15 protein-coding genes are annotated in these 19671 nt (G+C 72.8%); 9 read left to right on the forward strand and 6 right to left on the reverse strand.

Annotation, left to right across the window (positions count from 1 at the left end; genetic code table 11):
* The first annotated feature begins 3 nt into the window (after nt 1–3).
* Complete coding sequence (locus LV457_RS00295) at nt 4–444, forward strand: nitroreductase family deazaflavin-dependent oxidoreductase (RefSeq protein ID WP_232168342.1); 441 nt, start codon at nt 4–6, stop codon at nt 442–444.
* Here LV457_RS00295 and LV457_RS00300 read toward each other — a convergent pair.
* Together LV457_RS00300 and LV457_RS00305 are read right to left on the reverse strand one after the other, a co-directional pair.
* Nucleotides 441–1490 carry an LLM class flavin-dependent oxidoreductase gene (locus LV457_RS00300; RefSeq protein ID WP_232168343.1) on the reverse strand — a complete coding sequence of 350 codons (1050 nt, stop codon included), beginning with the start codon at nt 1488–1490 and terminating at the stop codon, nt 441–443. The two genes, LV457_RS00295 and LV457_RS00300, sit on opposite strands and share 4 nt — an antisense overlap.
* Nucleotides 1491–1561: 71 nt before the next feature.
* On the reverse strand, nt 1562–2389 hold the full coding sequence (locus LV457_RS00305; RefSeq protein WP_308192148.1) for a uracil-DNA glycosylase: 828 nt from the start codon (nt 2387–2389) through the stop codon (nt 1562–1564).
* Nucleotides 2390–2415: 26 nt separating this feature from the next.
* Here LV457_RS00305 and LV457_RS00310 point away from each other — a divergent pair, with 26 nt between their 5' ends.
* The 5 genes from LV457_RS00310 to LV457_RS00330 all read left to right on the forward strand — a co-directional run bounded on the left by LV457_RS00310 (nt 2416) and on the right by LV457_RS00330 (nt 7858).
* A complete protein-coding gene (locus LV457_RS00310; protein WP_232168344.1) occupies nt 2416–3660 on the forward strand; it encodes an MFS transporter in 1245 nt (414 codons plus the stop codon).
* Between the two features lie 9 nt (nt 3661–3669).
* Nucleotides 3670–5034, forward strand: a complete 1365-nt coding sequence (locus LV457_RS00315) for an FAD-binding oxidoreductase (RefSeq protein WP_232168345.1) — start codon at nt 3670–3672, stop codon at nt 5032–5034.
* Nucleotides 5035–5074: 40 nt separating this feature from the next.
* The gene (locus LV457_RS00320; protein ID WP_232168346.1) at nt 5075–6304 is read left to right on the forward strand and encodes a cytochrome P450; all 1230 of its coding nucleotides are present in this window, start codon (nt 5075–5077) and stop codon (nt 6302–6304) included.
* Entirely contained in the window at nt 6304–6900 is a 597-nt protein-coding gene (locus LV457_RS00325) for a TetR/AcrR family transcriptional regulator (RefSeq protein WP_232168347.1), read from the forward strand. Before LV457_RS00320 ends, LV457_RS00325 begins: the two co-directional genes overlap by 1 nt.
* A gap of 223 nt (nt 6901–7123) precedes the next feature.
* On the forward strand, nt 7124–7858 hold the full coding sequence (locus tag LV457_RS00330) for an alpha/beta hydrolase (RefSeq protein ID WP_232168348.1): 735 nt from the start codon (nt 7124–7126) through the stop codon (nt 7856–7858).
* Between the two features lie 24 nt (nt 7859–7882).
* Here the strand turns inward: LV457_RS00330 and LV457_RS00335 are convergent, their stop codons facing one another.
* On the reverse strand, nt 7883–9022 hold the full coding sequence (locus LV457_RS00335; protein ID WP_232168349.1) for an acyltransferase: 1140 nt from the start codon (nt 9020–9022) through the stop codon (nt 7883–7885).
* Nucleotides 9019–10764 carry a DEAD/DEAH box helicase gene (locus LV457_RS00340; RefSeq protein ID WP_232168350.1) on the reverse strand — a complete coding sequence of 582 codons (1746 nt, stop codon included), beginning with the start codon at nt 10762–10764 and terminating at the stop codon, nt 9019–9021. Before LV457_RS00340 ends, LV457_RS00335 begins: the two co-directional genes overlap by 4 nt.
* 81 nt (nt 10765–10845) lie before the next feature.
* Between LV457_RS00340 and LV457_RS00345 the strand changes: the two genes are divergently transcribed.
* Genes LV457_RS00345 through LV457_RS00355 form a run of 3 tightly spaced genes read left to right on the forward strand, consistent with a single transcriptional unit; the run spans nt 10846 to nt 16202 of the window.
* On the forward strand, nt 10846–11412 hold the full coding sequence (locus LV457_RS00345; protein ID WP_374198674.1) for an LppP/LprE family lipoprotein: 567 nt from the start codon (nt 10846–10848) through the stop codon (nt 11410–11412).
* 30 nt (nt 11413–11442) lie between these two features.
* Nucleotides 11443–14859 carry a TM0106 family RecB-like putative nuclease gene (locus tag LV457_RS00350; RefSeq protein ID WP_232168351.1) on the forward strand — a complete coding sequence of 1139 codons (3417 nt, stop codon included), beginning with the start codon at nt 11443–11445 and terminating at the stop codon, nt 14857–14859.
* A complete protein-coding gene (locus LV457_RS00355; protein ID WP_232168352.1) occupies nt 14856–16202 on the forward strand; it encodes an FAD-binding oxidoreductase in 1347 nt (448 codons plus the stop codon). Before LV457_RS00350 ends, LV457_RS00355 begins: the two co-directional genes overlap by 4 nt.
* 12 nt (nt 16203–16214) lie before the next feature.
* Here the strand turns inward: LV457_RS00355 and LV457_RS00360 are convergent, their stop codons facing one another.
* Nucleotides 16215–18185: an MFS transporter gene (locus LV457_RS00360; RefSeq protein WP_232168353.1), complete on the reverse strand. Its 1971-nt coding sequence runs from the start codon at nt 18183–18185 to the stop codon at nt 16215–16217.
* Nucleotides 18186–18260: 75 nt separating this feature from the next.
* A complete protein-coding gene (locus LV457_RS00365) occupies nt 18261–19529 on the reverse strand; it encodes a multidrug effflux MFS transporter (RefSeq protein ID WP_232168355.1) in 1269 nt (422 codons plus the stop codon).
* Nucleotides 19530–19671 lie beyond the last annotated feature (142 nt).

Consider the following 19671-nt stretch of genomic DNA (forward strand, 5'->3'; position numbering starts at 1 on the left):
CGCATGGACCCGAGGCTGGAGAAGATCGCGCTGCGCTTCCTGCGGCTGCACGACCTGCTGTATCGGCGCTCGGGCGGCCGGATCGGTCACCGGGTGCCCGGCCAGCCCAACAGCCTGCTGCTGCACAGCACCGGCGCGAAGAGCGGCGAGCCGCGCACCCACACGCTCAGCTACGCCAAGGACGGCTCGGACTACCTGATCGTCGCCTCGAACGGCGGCGCACGCCGCAACCCCGCCTGGTACCACAACGTCAAGGCCCATCCGGACGTGGAGATCAACGTCGGCACCCGGCGATTCCCGGTGCACGCCACCATCGTCGGGCCCGACGACAGCGACTACCCGCGGCTGTGGCGCATCGTCAACGCCAACAACCACGACCGCTACACCGCCTATCAGCGCCGCACCTCGCGGCCCATCGCGGTGATCCGGCTGCGGCCGGTCTAGAAGAGCTCCTTGGCCAGCAGTTCGAGCGTCTGCTCCCGGCCCGGCGCGGTGGCCGGATCGGTGCCGCGGTAGGCCGAGGCGACGGGGTTCACCATCACCTCGTCGACGCCGAACTCGGCGGCGAGCGCGCGCACCTGGTCGGCGGCCTCGTCGGGCGCGCCGACGATCGCCTTCGCCAGCCCGGACTCGACGATCGACCGCTCCTGCGGCGTGAGGGCGGCGGCCTGGGCGTCCTCGACCAGCTCGAGCGGGGTGAGCGGTTGGCCGGTGCGCAGCCGCGCCATCATCCGCAGGTTCGGCAGCATCAGCGCCTCGGCCTCGGCGCGGGTGGGTGCGACGGCGGCGTTCACCGTCAGGAACGTCACCGGCTCGGCCGCGAGGTCACTCGGCCGGAATTCGGAGCGGTACACCCGCAGCGCCTCGGCCGTGCCCTGGCCGGAGAAGTGATGGGCGAACACGTACGGCAGCCCTTTCGCGGCGGCGAGATGCGCCGAGTACAGCGACGAGCCGAGCAGCCACAGCCGCGGCTCCGACGCCGCGGCGGGCGTGGCCTTGAGGACGTACGGCTCGCGGGAGTAGGTGCGCGGCACGTTGACGCGCACGCCGTCGGCGCTCATCAGCGCACGGACGTCGTCGAGGTACTGCGGGAACTGCTGGATGTCCGTGTCGTCCCGGCCCGCGGCGCCGCGCAGCGCCATCGACGTCACGGGGTCGGACCCGGGCGCGCGGCCGATGCCGAGGTCGACGCGGCCCGGGAACGCCGCTTCGAGCAGCGCGAACTGCTCGGCGACCGCCAGCGGCGCGTGGTTGGGCAGCATGACACCGCCGGAGCCGAACCGCAGCTGCCGGGTCTGCGACGCCAGGTAGGCGATGAGCACCGGCGGGCTGGTGGCCGCGACCGCGGGCATGTTGTGGTGTTCGGCCACCCAGTAGCGGGTGTAGCCCAGCCGGTCGGCGGTCTGTGCAAGCCGCAATGTCGCCGCGAGCGCATCGCCGGTCGACTGGTCGGTACGGACGGGCACGAGATCGAGGACGGAGAGCCGCATGCCAGGTGCAACGCGGCCGGCCGCGCGCTTATTCGCGCGATTCGTGTGCGTTCGGCCGCGGTGGGCGCGGCTCAGCGCACACGAATCACTGCGGCGAACAGCTCGTCGAGCATGGCCGGCGTCAGCTTTCCGGTGAAGGTGTTCTGCTGGCTGGGGTGGTAGCAGCCGACGAGCCGCACCGCGCCGGCGCCGGAGTCGAGCGTGGCGACCGCCCCGTGGCCGAACTTCGGGGCCGGCTTCCCGACGCTGCCGCCGCCGTCGCGCACCATGTCCAGCGCCGCCCGCCAGCCGAAGCCGCCGAGCGCGACGATCACCTCGACGTGCTCGCGGATGAGCCGCCATTCGGCGCGCAGCCACGGCGCGCAGGTGCGCTTCTCGGCGGGCGTGGGCGCGTTCGCGGGCGGCGCGCAGCGCACCGGCGCGACGATCCGGGTCAGCGGCAGCGCCAGCCCGTCGGCGGCGTCGACGCTGGTGCCCGCCGTCGCCAGCCCGGCCCGGTGCAGGGCGGCGAACAGCACGTCGCCGGACCGGTCGCCGGTGAACACCCGCCCGGTACGGTTGGCGCCGTGGGCCGCGGGCGCCAGACCGACGACGAGCACCCGCGGCCGCGCCGCACCCCAGCCCGGTACCGGCCGGCCCCAGTACGGCTCGGCGGCGAAGGCCTTGCGTTTGACCACCGCCACCTCTTCGCGCCACGCGACCAGCCGCGGGCACGCCCGGCACACGCTCACCTCGGCGTCGAGCTGGGAGACGCTACGCGCCGCCGCGGCCATCGCCTCCACGTCGGCTGCGCTCGTGGCGACGGCGGTGTGCGCGGTCGCCGGGTCGCCCGGCCAGCCGGCACCCGGCGGCACCGGCGACGGGAAGGGCTCGCCGGTGCGGGGATGGGGACTCGTCACCGCTCCACTGTGCCCCGCGGCCGGACGTGACCGGCACCCGGTCGCGCCGGCCCGCCGCGCTGATCCTGCTGGCCGCGCTGCTGGCGGCCACCGGGAACGGCATCTCGATGGTCGCCTTCCCGTGGCTGGTGTTGCAGCGCACCGGCGACGCGCTCGACGCGTCGCTGGTCGCGGCCGCCGCCACCGTGCCGCTACTGGCGTCGACGATCATCGCCGGTGCGGCCGTCGACTTCCTCGGCCGCAAGCCGGTGTCGGTCATGAGCGATGCGTTGTCGGCGGTGTCGGTGGGCGCGGTGCCGGCGCTGGCCATGGCGCTGGGCGCCGACGTGCTGGACACCGCGGTGCTCGCCGGGCTCGCGGCGCTCGGTGCGGTCTTCGACCCGGCGGGCATGACGGCGCGCGAGTCGATGCTGCCCGAAGCCGCGGGCCGCGCCGGCTGGTCGCTCGACCGGATGAACAGCGTCTACGAGGCGACGTTCAACCTCGCCTACATCGTCGGCCCGGGCATCGGCGGCCTGCTCATCGCGACGATCGGCGGCGTCGACACCATGTGGGTGACCGCCGGCGCGTTCGGAGCGGCGATCGTCGCGACGCTCGCGCTGCGGCTGCCAGGCACCGGCCGGCCGCAGCGGTCCGAGCGCCCCAGCGGCGTGGTCGCCGGGGTGTGGGAGGGGCTGCGGTTCGTGTGGCGGCTGCCGGTGCTGCGCACGCTGGCGCTGATCGAGACGGCGATCACCGGGCTGTACCTGCCGATGGAGGGTGTGCTGTTCCCCAAGTACTTCGCCGACCGCGACGAACCCGCGCAGCTCGGCTGGGTGCTGGTGGCGCTGTCGGTCGGCGGGCTCGTCGGCGCGCTCGGCTACGCCGTACTGGCTCCCCGGATGCGCCGGCGCACCATCGTGCTCGTCGCGGTGTTCACCGTCGGCGCGGCCACCGTCGTGTTCGCGGCGCTGCCGCCGCTGCCGCTGATCCTGCTGCTGAGCGTGGTCGTCGGGCTGGTGTACGGGCCGATCGCCCCGATCTACAACTACGTGATGCAGACCCGCGCGCCCCAGCAGCTGCGCGGCCGCGTGGTCGGCGTGATGACGTCGCTGGCCTACGCCGCGGGGCCGCTCGGCTTCCTGGTCGCCGGCCCGCTGACCGATGCGGCCGGGCTCTCGGTGACGTTCCTGGCGCTGGGTGTCCCGATGCTCGTTGTCGGGTTGTTCGCGCTGCGGCTGGCGTCGCTGCGCGAGGTCGACCGGCATTACGAGCCGCGGGCCGCCTCGTAGCATCGGGACGTGACCGAAGCACTGCAGCAGCTCGTCGCCGAACTCGGCACGGCGACCGTCGTCACCGACCCCGACATCTGTGCGTCCTACCGCCAGGACCGCGCGCAGGACCCCGGTGCCGGCACGCCGATCGCCGTCGTGCGGCCGCGGCGCACCGAGGAGGTGCAGACGCTGCTGCGGTGGGCCGCCCGGCACCGGATCGCCGTCGTGCCGCGGGGCATGGGCACCGGGCTCTCGGGCGGGGCGTCGGCGCTCGACGGCGCGGTGGTGCTCTCGACGGAGAAGATGCGCGACATCACCGTCGACCCCGTGACCCGCACCGCCGTCGCCCAGCCGGGGCTGCTCAACGCCGAGGTGAAGGCGGCCGTCGCCGAGTACGGGCTGTGGTACCCGCCGGACCCGTCGTCGTATGAGATCTGCAGCATCGGCGGCAACGTCGCCACCAACGCCGGCGGCCTGTGCTGCGTCAAGTACGGCGTAACCACCGACTACGTGCTCGGCGTGCAGGTGGTGCTGGCCGACGGCACCGCGGTGCGCCTCGGCGGGCCGCGGCTCAAGGATGTCGCGGGGCTGAGCCTGACCAAGCTGTTCGTCGGCAGCGAGGGCACGCTCGGCGTGATCACGGAGGTGACGCTGCGGCTGCTGCCGGCCCAAGAGCCGTCGAGCACCGTGGTCGCGACGTTCGCGTCGGTGCAGGCCGCTTCGGATGCGGTGGTCGCGGTGTCCTCTCGCATGCGGCCCTCGATGCTCGAGTTCATGGACGCCGTCGCGATCAACGCGGTGGAGGACCAGTTGCGCATGGGCCTGGACCGCGACGCCGCCGCGATGCTGATCGCCGGGTCCGACGAACGCGGCGACGGGGCGGCCGCCGACGCCGCGGTGATCGCCGAGGTGTTCGCCCAATGCGGTGCGGCCGAGGTGTTCTCGACCGACGACCCGGTCGAGGGCGAGGCGTTCGTGGCGGCCCGGCGGTTCGCGATCCCGGCGGTGGAGGCCAAGGGCTCGCTGCTGCTGGAGGACGTCGGCGTGCCGCTGCCTGCCCTCGCCGATCTGGTCGGCGGCATCGAGAAGATCGCCGCCAACCGGGACGTGACGATCTCGGTGATCGCCCATGCCGGCGACGGCAACACCCATCCGCTGATCGTTTTCGACCCGGCCGACGCGGCCATGGCGCAGCGCGCCGAGCAGGCGTTCGGCGAGATCATGGACCTCGCAGTGAGCCTCGGCGGCACCATCACCGGCGAGCACGGGGTCGGCCGGCTCAAGAAGCCCTGGCTCGCCGGCTACCTCGGGCCCGAGGCGATGGCCCTCAACCGGCGGATCAAGGACGCGCTCGACCCGCTCGGCATCCTCAATCCGGGCGCCGCCCTCTGAGGGGTTGACACACCTCCTCCACTTGTCCCACGCTCAAGACATGACTGCCACACTGTCTCAGGGCTCACCGGTGCGCTTCCAGTTGGCCGACGCCGACACCTGGCCGAACCCGTGGCCGATGTACGCCGCGCTGCGCGACCACGACCCCGTCCACCACGTCGTCCCGCCGGACGCACCGGAGCACGACTACTGGGTGCTGTCGCGGCACGCCGACGTGTTCGCGGCGGCCCGCGACCACGAGACGTTCTCGTCGGCCCAGGGACTGACCGTCAACTACGGCGAGCTGGAGATGATCGGGCTCGCCGACAACCCGCCGATGGTGATGCAGGACCCGCCGGTGCACACCCGGTTCCGCGTCCTGGTGTCGCGCGGCTTCACACCGCGGCAGGTGCAGACCGTCGAACCCGATGTGCGGGCGTTCGTCGTCGAGCGCATCGAGCGGCTGCGCGCCGCTGGTGGCGGCGATGTCGTCGGCGAGCTGTTCAAGCCGCTGCCGTCGATGGTGGTGGCGCACTACCTCGGCGTGCCCGAAGCCGACCGCGCGCAGTTCGACGGCTGGACCGAGGCGATCGTCGCGGCCGGCACCGAATCGGCGGGCGTCCTGGGCGCCGGCGACGCCATCGGGTCGATGATGGGTTACTTCTCCGAGCTCATCGAGCGCCGGCGCCGCGAACCGGGGGACGACACGGTGTCGCACCTGGTGGCCGCGGGTATCGGTGCCGACGGGGACTTCGCGGGTGTGCTGTCGATCCTGGCGTTCACGTTCACGATGGTCACCGGCGGCAACGACACCGTCACCGGAATGCTCGGCGGCTCAGCGCAACTGCTGCACCAGCGGCCGGATCAGCGGCGGTTGCTGATCGACGACCCGGCGCGCATCGACGACGCCGTCGACGAGCTGTTGCGGCTCACCTCGCCGGTGCAGGGGCTCGCGCGGACCACCACGCGCGACGTGCAGATCGGCGACACCACCATCCCGGCGGGCCGAAAGGTGTTGCTGCTCTACGGTTCGGCCAACCGCGACGAGCGCGTCTACGGCCCCGACGCCGAGGAACTCGACGTGCTTCGGCGGCCCCGCAACATCATGACGTTCAGCCACGGTGCGCACCACTGCCTGGGCGCGGCGGCCGCCCGCATGCAGAGCCGGGTGGCGCTGCAGGAACTGCTGACCCGCTGCCCGGATTTCGAGGTCGACGAGGACGGCATCGTGTGGGCCGGCGGCAGCTACGTGCGGCGCCCGCTCTCGGTGCCCATCCGGACCGGTCGGTGATGGCGGCCGACTGGCTGGGCGCCAGCCGCAGCGAGGTCGCGGCCGAACGCATCCTCGACGCCGCCAGCGAGCTGTTCGCGCGCCACGACGTGGCGGGCGTCGGCATGAACGAGATCGCCCGCGCCGCCGGCTGTTCGCGCGCGACGCTGTACCGGTATTTCGAGAACCGGGAGGCCCTGCACACCGCCTACATGAACCGCGAGGCGTACCGGCTGAACCAGGTGATCACCGACGAGCTCGCCGGCATCGCCGCCCCCCGCGAGCGGCTCATCGCCGCGATCACGATCGGCATCGCCCAGGTGCGGGAGAACCCCGCGCTCGCATCGTGGTTCGCCGCGACGCAACCGCCGATCGGGGTCGAGCTGGCCGAGCAGTCGGAGGTGATCAAGGCCCTCACGGCGGCGTTCCTGGTGTCGCTGGGTCCCGACGGCCCCGACGCCGAGGTCGACGCCGTGGTGGAGCGTCGCGCCCGCTGGCTGGTGCGCGTGATCACGTCGCTGCTGCTGTACCCGGGCGACGACGAGGCCGACGAACGGCAGATGCTCGAGGAGTTCGTCGTGCCGATCGTCGCGCCGGCCGCCACCCGCGCGACCTGATCAGCTGTGGTGCGGCAGGACGTTGTCGGCTTCCCGCGCAACGGCTTTGGTCTCGACGCTCGCGGACCCGAAGCCTCCGCTGCTAGGCTTTCCGGGGCCGTGCGACAACTTGAGGAGGTGATACCCATGAACGATGTGACATGGGTGCTCCTCGCTGAGGTCACGGTCGGGCGAGAGGTCGTCCGGGAGCGCCGATCACACGGCATTCCCGAAAGGCACGACCATGCACTTCACTTCTGAACCACGCCACGACGGCACTCTCGTGGAGCGTCACTTCACCGTCCGCGAGGTCCCCGGGATCCTCTGGGCGCCGGAATCCACCACCGCCACAGCCGCTCCGCTGATCCTGCTGGGCCAGCAAGGCGGACTTGAGCAGATGTATCCGCGCCTTCTCCCACGGGCCGAAGCTGCTGCCCGCGACGGATTCGCCACCGCGACTGTCGAGCTCCCCGGCAGTGGGGCGCGGCGCAGGATCGCGGAGTTAGACCACGCTCGCGCCGAACTTCGCGAGGTGGTCATGGCGGGCGGAACGCCGGACGCCGACCTGATTGAGCGGCTGGTTCTCCCGTTCGTCGACCAAGCGGTGCCGGAATGGCAGGCGACGCTCGACGCGCTGCTCGCACTTCCGGCGTTGCGCGAACCGGTGGGGGTCTCTGGCGGGTTCATCTCGATTGCGGTCCGGATGGCGCGAGTCGATCGGCGGATCAAAGCGGCCAACTTGTTCGCCGGCAGCTTCATTCCCGCGGCGATCGTCCGGGAGGCCCGCGAGGTCACGATCCCGGTGCACGTCCTGCTTCAGTGGGACGACGCCGGCAACCATCGACAGCTGGCGCTCGACCTGTTCGACGCCCTGGGCTCGGCGGAGAAGACGCTGGCCGCCAACATGGGTGGACACACCGGTGTCCCGCCATGGGCGCAGGAGGGAGTCGGCAGATTCTTTGCGAGGCACCTGAATTAGGTCGGCGGATGAGGGATCGCTTCGCTAGCTGCGCACCCGGGTCAGCCGGTGCAGCACCCACGCCACCGGGATCGTGACGGCCAGCGTCACGACGAACAGCAGGGTCACCGAGCCGGTGTAGATCGGATACCGCAGGATCTCGACCATCACCAGCTCCATGGTGATCAGGTGCACCAGGAACAGCTCGTAGGAGATCTCGCCCAGGAACACCATCGGCCGGCTCGCCAGCGCGCGGGCATACAGGCCGCGGTCGCCGAGGGCGAGCGGCGCCACGAGCAGCGTCGCGATCACCGCGTAGAAGCCGGTCTTGGCCAGCGCCTCCCAGAGCTGGGCCGGCGACGTGGTCGGCTCACCGGCGATCGGCGTCGACGCGATGAGGTAGCAGACCACCGCCACCGGCACGCACGCGAACGCATACCACCGGGTGCCCGTCGCCGCGAGCACCGCGAGCACCATGCCGCCGACGAACCACACCAAATACGTCGGCAGCCACAGCCGGGCGCCGTCGGGCAGCACGTCGGTGAGGTGCACCAGCGTCAGCCACGCCGGCGAGACCAGAGCCAGCCCGGCGAGCCCGGCCAGCACCAGCCGCGGCCGCCATTCCCGCCGGCACAGCACCGCCAGCAGCACATAGGCGAGCGCCGGCAGCGCCACGTAGAACGCCACCTCGACCGCCAGGCTCCACATCTGCGTGAGCCCTTGGTGCAGAAACGAATACAGGTAGTGGTCGGTGTAGATCTGCGTCAGCGTGAGGTTGCGCAGCAGGCCCTCCCACGTGTGCCCCGGGTTCGGCCCGGCCGTACGCCAGTGGTAGAGCAGATAGGCCGCGATCACCGTGACGACATAAGCGGGCATGATGCGCCGAACCCGATGCCACGCATAGCGTTTCACCGAGGGCGCCGGACGGGCGTCCCGCGCGGCGCGCACCCACGGCGAGAACAGCAGATATCCGGACAGCACGAAGAAGATCGGGACGCCGATCTCCATCCGCGAGAACACCAGCCCGGCAAAGCCTCTCGGATATCGGCCGGTGGTGTAGGCGGCGTGGGTGCCCATGACGAGCAGTGCGGCGACCGCGCGGATCCCGGTGAGCGACGCCACCCGCGGCGTCGTCGACACCGACTCCAGTCCACCCGGCGCGGCGACGTCGCTCGGAGAGCTCACTGCTCGTGGCGCTTCTTCGGTCTGGGGCCGCGGCCGCTGCCGTCGCGCCGCAGGTCGATCGGCACACCCTGGATCCTGGTGCGCTCCAACTTCTTCAGCGTGTCCTTCGGCAGCTGCTCGGGCAGTTCGACCAGCGAATGGTCGAGCCGGATCGAGATGTTGCCGAAGTCGCTGCGGTGCAGCCCGCCCTCGTTGGCGATGGCCCCGACGATGGCACCCGGGGCCACCTTGTGCCGCTTGCCGACGGCGATGCGGTACGTCGCGAGGTCGCCGCGCCGCTCGCGCGGTTTACGCGGACCCTTGTCGTCGCCGTCGCGCTTGTCCGGCCTTTCCCGCTTCCGCTCGGGCGGCGGTTCCGTCATCAGGAACCCGTCGCCGTCATGGCTCTGCACCGCCAGCGCCGCCGCGATGTCGGCCATGGGCACGTCGTGGTCGCGCTCGTAGCCCTCGATCAGCTTGCGGAACAGCTCCAGCTGCGGCGAGCTCAGCGCGTCGGTGATGGAGTCGCGGAACTTCTGCACCCGCTGGGCGTTGACGTCGTCCACCGACGGCAGCTGCGACTCGACGAGCTTCTGCCGGGTGACCCGCTCGATGGCGTTCAGCAGGTGGCGTTCGCGCGGGGTGACGAACAGCAGCGCCGTACCCGAGCGGCCGGCACGCCCGGTGCGGCCGATGCGGTGCACGTACGACTCCGGGTCGTGCGGGATGTCGAAGTTCACCACGTGGCTGATGCGCTCGACGTCCAGCCCGCGCGCCGCGACGTCGGTGGCCACCAGGATGTCGATCGAGCCGTCCTTGAGCTGGGCGATGGTGCGCTCGCGAGCGGCCTGCGGGATGTCACCGTTGATGGCGGCGGCCGCGAACCCGCGCGCCCGCAGCTTCTCGGCGACCTCCTCGGTGGCCTGCTTGGTGCGGACGAACACGATCATGCCGTCGCCCTGCTCGACTTCCAGCAGCCGGGTCAGCGCGTCCATCTTCCGGGGATAGGACACCTGGTAGTAGCGCTGCGTGATGTTCTCGGCGGTCTGGGTCTTCGCCTTGACCGTCACCTCGACCGGGTCGTGCAGGTACTTGGCGGTGATCTTCTTGATCGCCGCCGGCATGGTCGCGGAGAACAGGGCGACCTGCTTGTACTCCGGGGTGTCGGCGAGGATGCGTTCGACGTCCTCGGCGAACCCCATCTGCAGCATCTCGTCGGCCTCGTCGAGCACCAGGTAGTCCAGCCGCGACAGGTCGAGGCTGCCCTTCTCCAGGTGGTCGATGACGCGGCCGGGCGTGCCGACGACGATGTGCGCGCCGCGCCGCAGCCCGGCGAGCTGCGGGCCGTACGAGGAGCCGCCGTAGACCGGCAGCACCGCGACGTTCAGGTGGGCGCCGTAGCGGGTGAACGCCTCGGCGACCTGCAGCGCCAGCTCGCGGGTGGGGGCCAGCACCAGCGCCTGCGTGACACGGCTGGCGGTGTCGATCTTGCTCAGGATGGGGATGGCGAACGCCGCGGTCTTCCCGGTACCGGTCTGCGCCAGCCCGACGACGTCCGAGCCGGCCATCAGCGGCGGAATGGTGGCGGCCTGGATGGCCGACGGCGTCTCGTAGCCGACCTCGGCGATCGCCCGCAGCACCTCCGGCGCGATGTCGAGGTCGGCGAAGGTGGCCGACGCGGTGTCCGGGCGTTCGGGTGTCGGTCGGCTGTCGTCGATGTCGGGCGCGCCGGTGTCGGGCGCGTCGGTGTCGGGCGTGGTCATCGTGTGCCGAGTCTAGTGCCGGACCCATCGCCCGCCGCGCCTCCGCGGCATCGGGCGGACCCGGCGGTACGGTTCGCAGCTGTGTGGTCGCCGCCGTCGCTGTGCAGCGCCGCCGTCGTCGCGGCGGCGCTGACGTTGACGACGGCCTGCGGGTCCGGGGACGCGACGGTGGCCAAGACGCCCGAGCCCACCGACCGGCCCCCGGCGGCGACGTCCGCACCGGCCGCCGCCGCACCGGCGCCGGGACCCAAGCCCACGCCCAAGCCCGCCGACCCGTGCGCGGTGAACCTCGCGGCCCCGGCGATCGCCAAGGCCGTCTCCGAGCTTCCGCGTGACCCCCGCAGCGGGCAGGGCTGGAACCCCGAGCCGCTGACCGGCAACTACAGCGAGTGCGCGGACCTGTCGGCGGTGATCGTCAAGGCCAACACCAACGCCCCGAACCCCAGCACCCGGGCGGTGATGTTCAACCGCGGCAAGTACGTCTCGCAGGGGGTGCCGGACACGCTGGGCTTCAACGGCATCGACCTGGGCTCGAGCACCGGTGACACCGTCACGCTGACGTATTCCGGCGCGATCCCCGGGCTCGTCAGCACCGTGCGGTTCCGGTGGAACGGCTCGGGCGTGGAGTTGGTCAGCAACACCGGCTGAGATGTCGGCGCCCTTCTCTACGGTGTAGTCGTGTTCCTCGGGGCCGAGGGTGCGGGCATCCTCTTCAGCGCATCCGATCTCGCGGCGGCCGCGCGCTGCGAGTACGCGCTGCTGCGCGCCACCGACGCCGCGCTCGGCTGGGGGCCGCCGGTGCAGACCGCCGATGCGCTGCTGGAGCGCACCGCCGCGCTCGGCGACGCTCACGAGCGCCGACGGCTCGACGCGCTGCGCGCGCAATACGGCGACGGCGTGGTGGTCATCGGCCGACCCGCCTACACCGCCGACGGGCTGGCCGCGGCGGCCGCGCAGACCATGCGGGCGGTCGCCGACCGCGCGCCGGTGATCTACCAGGCCGCGATGTTCGACGGCCGGTTCCTCGGCTTCGCCGACTTCCTGGTACTCGACCAGGGGCGCTACCGCGTTGCCGACACCAAGCTCGCCCGCTCGGCGAAGGTGGCGGCGCTGCTGCAGCTGGCCGCGTACGCCGACACGCTGGCGGCGGCCGGGGTGCCCGTCGCCGACGAGGCCGAGCTGATCCTGGGCGACGGCACGCCGGTGCGCTACCGGCTCGACGAGATCGTGCCGGTGTACCGGCCGCGCCGGGCGGCCCTGCAGGCGCTGCTGGACCGCCACGTCGCCGGCGGTGCCGCGGTGCGCTGGGAGGACGCCGGCGTGCGCGCGTGCTTTCGCTGCGCCGAATGCGACGTGAAGGTCCGCGAGCACGACGACCTGCTGCTCGTCGCGGGCATGCGGGTCACGCAGCGCGCCCGGCTGATCGAGGCGGGCATCACCACCGTCGCGGCGCTCGCCGCCTCCGACGGCCCGGTGCCCGAGCTGGCGGCGCGCACGGTCGCCGGCCTGCGCGAGCAGGCGCGGCTGCAGCTGGCCCCCCGCGAGGACGGCAGGCCGCCGTACCGGGTGGCCGACCCGCAACCGCTCATGGTGTTGCCGGACCCGGACCGCGGCGACCTGTTCTTCGACTTCGAGGGCGATCCGCTGTGGACCCCCGACGGCAGCGACTGGGGGTTGGAGTACCTGTGGGGCGTGCTCGACATGCACGACGGGTTCACCCCGTTGTGGGCGCACGACCGCGCGGGTGAGCGCGCCGCGCTCGAGGCGTTCCTCGGGCTGGTCCGCACACGGCGCCGCCGGTACCCGAACATGCACGTCTACCACTACGCGGCCTACGAGAAGTCGACGCTGCTGCGGCTTGCCGGCCGCTACGGCGTCGGCGAGCACGAGGTGGACGAGCTGCTGCGCAACGGCGTGCTCGTGGACCTGTTTCCGCTGGTGCGCAAGGCCATCCGCGTCGGCACCGAGAACTACAGCATCAAGAGCCTCGAGCCGCTGTACATGGGCGCCGAGCTGCGCGTGGGCGAGGTGACCACGGCCGCCGACTCCATCACCGAGTACGCCCGCTACTGCGCGCTGCGCGACGACGGCCACGACGCGCAGGCCGCCGGCGTGCTCCAGCAGATCGAGGACTACAACCGCTACGACTGCCGGTCCACCCGCCGGCTGCGCGACTGGCTCATGGCCCGCGCCATCGAGTCGGGCGTGCCGCCCCGGGGGCCGCAGCCGGTCGCCGCGGACACCGCGCCCGCCGTGGCCGACGACGTCGACCGCGCGCTGCGGCGGTTCGCCGGCGACGGCATCGACGCGCGGTCCCCGCAGCAGCAGGCCGTCGCGATGATCGCCGCCGCCCGCGGCTTCCACCGGCGCGAGGACAAGCCGTTCTGGTGGGCGCACTTCGACCGCGTGAACAATCCCGTCGACGAATGGGCCGACGACACCGACGTGTTCCTGGCCGAGCGCGCCGAGGTGGTGGAGAACTGGCACCGGCCCCCGAAGGCCAAGAAGCCGCAGCGCCACGTGCGGCTGACCGGGACCATCGCCGCCGGTGAGCTGTCGAACACCATGTACGCGCTCTACGACCCGCCCGCGCCGGCCGGCCTCGCCGACGATCCCGACCGCCGGGCGTTCGGTGCGGCCACGGTGATCGGTTGCGACAACCCCGAGGTGCCGACCGCGGTGCTGATCTGCGAGCGCCAACCCAAGGACGGCGACGTCTTCGACCAACTGCCGTTCGCGCTGACGCCGGGGCCGCCGGTGAACACCGAGCCGCTGCGCGCCTCGATCGACACCACCGCGGCGCTGGTGGCGGCGGGCCTGCCGAACCTGCCCGCCGACGCGGTGACCGACATCCTGCTGCGCCGGCCACCGCGCACCGTGAGCGGCGGCCCGCTGCCGCGCGGCGGGGACCTGACCGCCGACCTGACCGCGGCGCTGCGCGACCTCGACTCCTCCTACGTCGCGGTGCACGGCCCACCGGGCACCGGCAAGACCCACACGGCCGCGCGGGTCATCGGTGCGCTGGTGGGCGACCATCGATGGCGGATCGGCGTGGTCGCCCAGTCGCACGCCGTCGTCGAGAACCTGTTCCGGGACGTGCTGGCGGCGGGCGTGGACGGCGCGCAGGTCGCCAAGAAGCCGGGCGGCCGGTGCGACGGCTGGGTGGAGATCCCCAACACGCGCTTCGCCCGCTTCCTCGACGAGCGCGCGGCGCAGGGCTGCGTGCTCGGCGGCACGGCGTGGGACTTCGCCAACGACACGAAAGTGCCGCGCGGCAGCCTCGACCTGCTGGTGATCGAGGAGGCCGGGCAGTACAGCCTCGCCAACACCCTGGCGGTGGCGCCCGCCGCCCGCAACCTGCTGCTGCTCGGCGATCCGCAGCAGTTGCCGCAGGTGATCGCGGGCACCCACCCCGAACCGGTGCACGTCTCCGCGCTCGGCTGGCTGGTCGACGGCGCCGCCACGCTGCCGCCCGAACTCGGCTACTTCCTCGACCGCTCGTGGCGCATGCATCCCGCGGTGTGCGCGCCGGTGTCACGGCTCTCCTACGACGGCCGGCTGGGCGCCAACGACGAGGTGAGCGCGGTCCGCCGGCTCGACGGCGTGGCGCCCGGCGTGCGGACCCTCGACGTCGAGCACGTCGGCAACGCGGTCGACAGCCCGCAGGAGGCCGACGCCATCGTCGCCGAGATCGCGACGCTGCTCGGCCGGCGGTGGACCGACGAAGGCGGCACCCGGCCGCTGGCGCCGGGCGACGTGTTGGTGGTGACGCCGTACAACGCGCAGGTGGTGACGGTGCGCCGCCGGCTCGACGCCGCCGGCCTGCCCGACGTGCGGGTCGGCACCGTCGACAAGTTCCAGGGGCAGCAGGCGCCGGTGGTCTTCGTGTCCATGACGGCGTCGTCCATCGGCGACGTGCCGCGCGGCATCGCGTTCCTGCTGAACCGCAACCGGCTGAACGTGGCGGTGAGCCGGGCGAAGTACGCCGCGGTGATCGTGCGCTCGACGCTGCTCACCGAGTACCTGCCGGCGACCCCGCAGGGGCTGGCGGAGCTCGGGGCGTTCCTCACGCTGTGCGCGGCGGCTCCGCCGTGACGCTCCTGCGCGCGTTGCGCGGCATCGTCGGGACGACGCACGTCAGCACCGACGCGGAAGTGCTCGCGGGGCGCAGCGTCGACTACACGGGTCGCTATCGCGGGAAGGCGTCGGCGCTGGTGCGCCCCGGTTCGGCCGCCGAAGCCGCCGAGGTGCTCGCGGCCTGCCGCCGCGCCGGCGCGCACGTCACCGTCCAGGGCGGGCGGACCTCGCTGGTGGCGGGCACGGTCCCCGAACACGGCGACGTGCTGTTGTCGACCGAACGGCTGACGGCGCTCGGGGACATCGACACCGCGGACCGGCGCGTCCGCGTCGGCGCCGGCATGTCGCTGGGCGCGGTGCAGCGCGCCGCGGCCGCCGCCGGGCTGGACGTCGGCGTCGACCTGGCCGCCCGCGACACCGCCACCGTCGGCGGGATGGCCGCCACCAACGCGGGCGGACTGCGCACCGTGCGGTACGGGAACATGGGCCGTCAGGTGCTCGGCCTGGAGGTCGCCCTGCCCGACGGCGCGCTGCTGCGGCGCCACAGCCGGGTCCGGCAGGACAACACCGGCTACGACCTGACGTCGCTGTTCGTCGGCTCCGAGGGCACGCTCGGGGTGATCTGCACCGTCGACCTGCGGCTGCATCCCGCGCCGCGGCACCGGGTCACCGCCGTCGCCGGCTTCGCCGAACTGTCCGACCTCGTCGCCGCCGGCCGGCTGCTGCGCGACCTCGACGGCATCGCGGCGTGCGAGCTCGTCGACGCCCGCGGCTGCGCGATCACCGCCGAACGCCTCGGCGTGGCGGCGCCCGTCGACGGCCGGTGGCTGCTGCTCGTCGAGGTGGTCGGCCACCGCGACCCCACCGACCTGCTGGCCGACGCGCTCGCCGGGCTGTCGCTGGTGGGCGACCCGGCGGTCGGTGCGGACGCGGCCGCACAGCAGCGGCTGTGGCGGATCCGGGAGGCGCTGACCGAGATTCTCGGCCGGTACGGCCCGCCGCTGAAGTTCGACCTGTCGCTGCCGCTCGCGGCCGTAGCCGCCTTCGAGGCCGACGCCCGCGACCTCATCGCCGACCATGCCGCCGACGCGATCCCGCTGCTGTTCGGCCACATCGGCGAGGGCAACCTGCACCTCAACGTGCTGCGCTGCGACGCCGCCGCCGAGCGCGAGCTGGACGCGGCGATGATGGCGCTGATCGCGGCGCACGGCGGCAACGTCAGCTCCGAGCACGGCGTCGGCACGCGCAAGCGCCGCTATCTGCCGATGTCCCGGGAGCCTGCCGACATCGCCGCGATGCGCGCGCTCAAGAGCGCACTGGACCCGACCGGCTACCTGAATGCGGCCGTGCTGTTCGACTGAGCACGCGCCTGCCTAGTCGCGTGCCGCGTGCCGGCCGTAGCCCGCGTCGTCGTCGGGGCGGGCGTGGCGGCCGCCGTGGCGCGGCCGAGGCACCGGCTGCAGCACATCGCCGGCGGGCACGTGCGAACCGTTGCGGCCGTTGCGGTGGGGTGCCGCGTCGTCGAGGAGTTCTTCGAGCGGGGCGTTGTGCAACAGCTCGTAGCTGTCGTCGGCGCGCGGCCCGAGCTGCACGGGCACCGGCCGGTGGCGGCGGAACTCCACCCGGGTGCCCAGCGGCTCGGTGTCGTCCTCGACCGGTGGGGCCGGCGGCGGCAGGGCGAGCACCACGTAGTCGTCGTCGTCGAAGTACTGCGGCAGGCGATCGGTCCGCGGCTCCGACCCGGTGCCCGGCGCCGGTGGGCGCGCGGGCGGGCGGCGGCGGCCGGCGGCGGGGTTCGCGGGCGCCCGGAACTCCTGCAGCCGCGGCAGCACGTCGGTGGGCTGAAACGCCCGCAGCACCGGGTTGGCGCGCACGCCGGCCGTTTTCGGCGGCGGCCGGCGGCGGGCGGGCGCCACCGACCCGACGAAGAACAGCGCGGCCACCACCCCGGCGAGCGACACCATCGCGGGCAGCAGCGCCGACTGGCTGAAGGCCGTCGCGAACGGGTCGCGCAACACCGGCGGCAGCTGCGCGAGCTGACCTTCGCCGCCGACGCCCCCGCCGGCGCCGGGGACCTCGGCGGAGATCTGCGCCGTCATGAACGCCGCCATGGCCGCGCTGCCCAGCACCGAGCCGACCTGCCGGGTGGCGTTGTAGACACCCGAGCCGGCGCCCGCGATCTCCGGCGGCAGGTCCCGTGTGGCCGTCGCCGCCAGCGGCGACCAGATGAACGCCATCGCGGCGCCCATCACCGCGAACGGCAGCGCCAGCCGCCAGATCGGCGTGTCGGGGTTCATCTCGACCGACAGCCAGCTGAGCGCGACGGCGAGGATCGAGAACCCCGAGCCGATGATCGGCGTCGGGTGCGCGCGGTCGACGATGCGGCCCACGACCGGCGCGAGGACGCCGGTGGCCACCGCCATCGGCGCCGTCAGCAGCGCCGAACGGATCGGTGACAGCCCGCACACCGTCTGCGCGTAGAACAGCACCGGGATCACCATGCCGGTGACGACGAACCCGATCACCGCGATGCCCACGTTCGACAGCGTGAAGTTGCGGTCGCGGAAGATCCGCAGCGGCACCAGCGGCTCGTGCGGGTTCACCGACTGCCAGTAGACGAACCCGGCGAAGATCGCCACACCGGCGGCGATGGTCAGCCACACCCACGGCGCCCAGTCGTGCTTCTGGCCCTCCTGCAGGCCGAAGACCAGGCAGAACATCCCCAGCCCCGACAGCGCCACCCCGATCAGGTCGAAGCGGTGGCGCCGAGTCGGCAGCGCGGGCACCAGCAGGTACGCGGCCACCAGCCCGATCACGCCGATCGGCACGTTGACGAAGAAGATCCACTGCCAACCCCAGTCGAGCAGCGCGCCGCCGGCCAGCGGCCCGACGAGCGTGGCCACCCCGGCGGTGGCGCCCCAGATGCTCATGGCGACGCCGCGCCGGTCCGGCGGGAAGATCCGCGTGATCGTCGAGAGGGTCTGCGGCGTCAGCAGCGCCGCGCCGACGCCCTGCACCACGCGGGCGGCGATGAGCATGCCGACGCTGTCCGACAGCCCGCACCACAGCGACGACAGCGTGAACACCGCCAGCCCGAGCAGGTACATGTTCTTGACGCCGTACTGGTCGCCGAGCCGGCCCGCGAGCAACAGCGGTACGGCGTAGCCGAGCAGGTAGGCGCTGGTGATCCACAGCACGGTGTCGTAGTCGGCGATGCCGAGCGCGCGCTGCAGGGTGGGGTTCGCCACGGCCACGATCGTCGAGTCGACGAGGATCATGAAGAAGCCGATCAGCATCGCCCAGAGCGCGCGCCAGGGATTGTCGGGCCTACCGGCCACGCCCATATCCCACCTCGCTTCGCCCGTGCGGCGACGGCGCGCAGCCGCCGCCCGCTGCGCACGCGGGACGCGGGCCGCGACCTATCGCAGGTTCACCTTCTCACCTTCGGCGACAGAGTTGCCAGCGCTGACGCCGTCGCGTCGCATCACGGCGACAAAGGCGAGCAACCCGGTCACCGTGGTGGCGAGCACGACGGCGGCCAGCGCGACCGCGTCATTGCCCAGCACCCCGACCAGCGGCGCGACCGCGGCACCGAGCCCGAACTGCCCGGCGCCGAGCAGTGCGGCGGCCGTGCCGGCGGCGTCGCCGTGCCGCGACAGCGCCAGCGCGGGCGCGTTCGGGATCACCAGCCCCATCGCGGCCAGCACCACCCAGACGGGAACGAGGAAGCCCGCGATGCCACCGGTTGCGGTGACCGCCAGCGCAACGAACACGATGCTTCCCACGGCGCCGGCGGCCAGCGCGGTCGCCACGATGCGCTGCGGGGAGAAGCGGCGCAGCAGCACCACGTTGACCTGGGTGGCCGAGATCACCGCGACCGCGCCCGCGCCGAACACCAGCGCGAACGTCTGCTGGTCGAGGCCGAAGCGGCCCTGCAGCACGAAGCTGGCGGCGGAGATGTAGGCGAACAGCCCGGCCATCCCCAGCGCACCGACGAGGACCAGCGTGAGGAACTTCGCGTCGCGCAGCAGCTCGGCGTAGGTCGCGCCGATGGCGCGGACCCGCAGCGGCCGCCGGTGTGCGACGTCCAGCGTCTCCGGCAGTGCGACCGCGGCGACGGCCAGCAGCGCCGCGGCCAGCACGCCCAGCGCGACGAACACCCAGTGCCAGCTGCCGTGCAGCAGCACCACCGCGCCCAGTGACGGCGCCAGCACCGGCGCCGCCCCGAGCACGAGCATCAGCCGCGACATCATGGTCGCGGCCTGCGTATCGCGGAACAGGTCGCCGACCACCGCGATGGCGACCACCGTCGCCGCGGCCGCACCCATACCCTGCAGCCCGCGGGCGATCCCGAGCAGCGTCACGTTCGTCGCCGCCACGCACAGCAGCGAGGCCGCGATGTGCAGCGCGATCCCGGCCAGCAGGGGCCGGCGCCGTCCCAGCGAGTCCGACAGCGGTCCCACCACCAACTGGCCGATCGCGAGCCCGGCCAGCGTGCCGGTGAGGGTCAACTGGACGACCGACGACGAGACGCGCAGTTCGTCGGCGATCCGCGGCAGGGCGGGCAGGTACATGTCGATGGTGAGCGGACCGAGCGCCACCATCGCTCCGAGCAGCAGGATCAGCCGGATCCGGCCGGGCACCGCGCGTCGGACGGCTGGGGTGTTCACCGCAGGAGAAAGCGCCATGGCAGTGGTTAGCGCAGCTGTGCACCCGATTTGTTCCCCGAGCGCGCTCCGGCGGTTCGTTAGCCTTTGGGTGGGCACCCCCCGAGCACACCCGTTGTCAAACGGAAGGCACCTCATGAACGCCGCTCGTCGACACCGACTC

The organism is Mycobacterium sp. MYCO198283, from assembly GCF_021213805.1.
In the GTDB taxonomy this organism is placed as follows: domain Bacteria; phylum Actinomycetota; class Actinomycetes; order Mycobacteriales; family Mycobacteriaceae; genus Mycobacterium.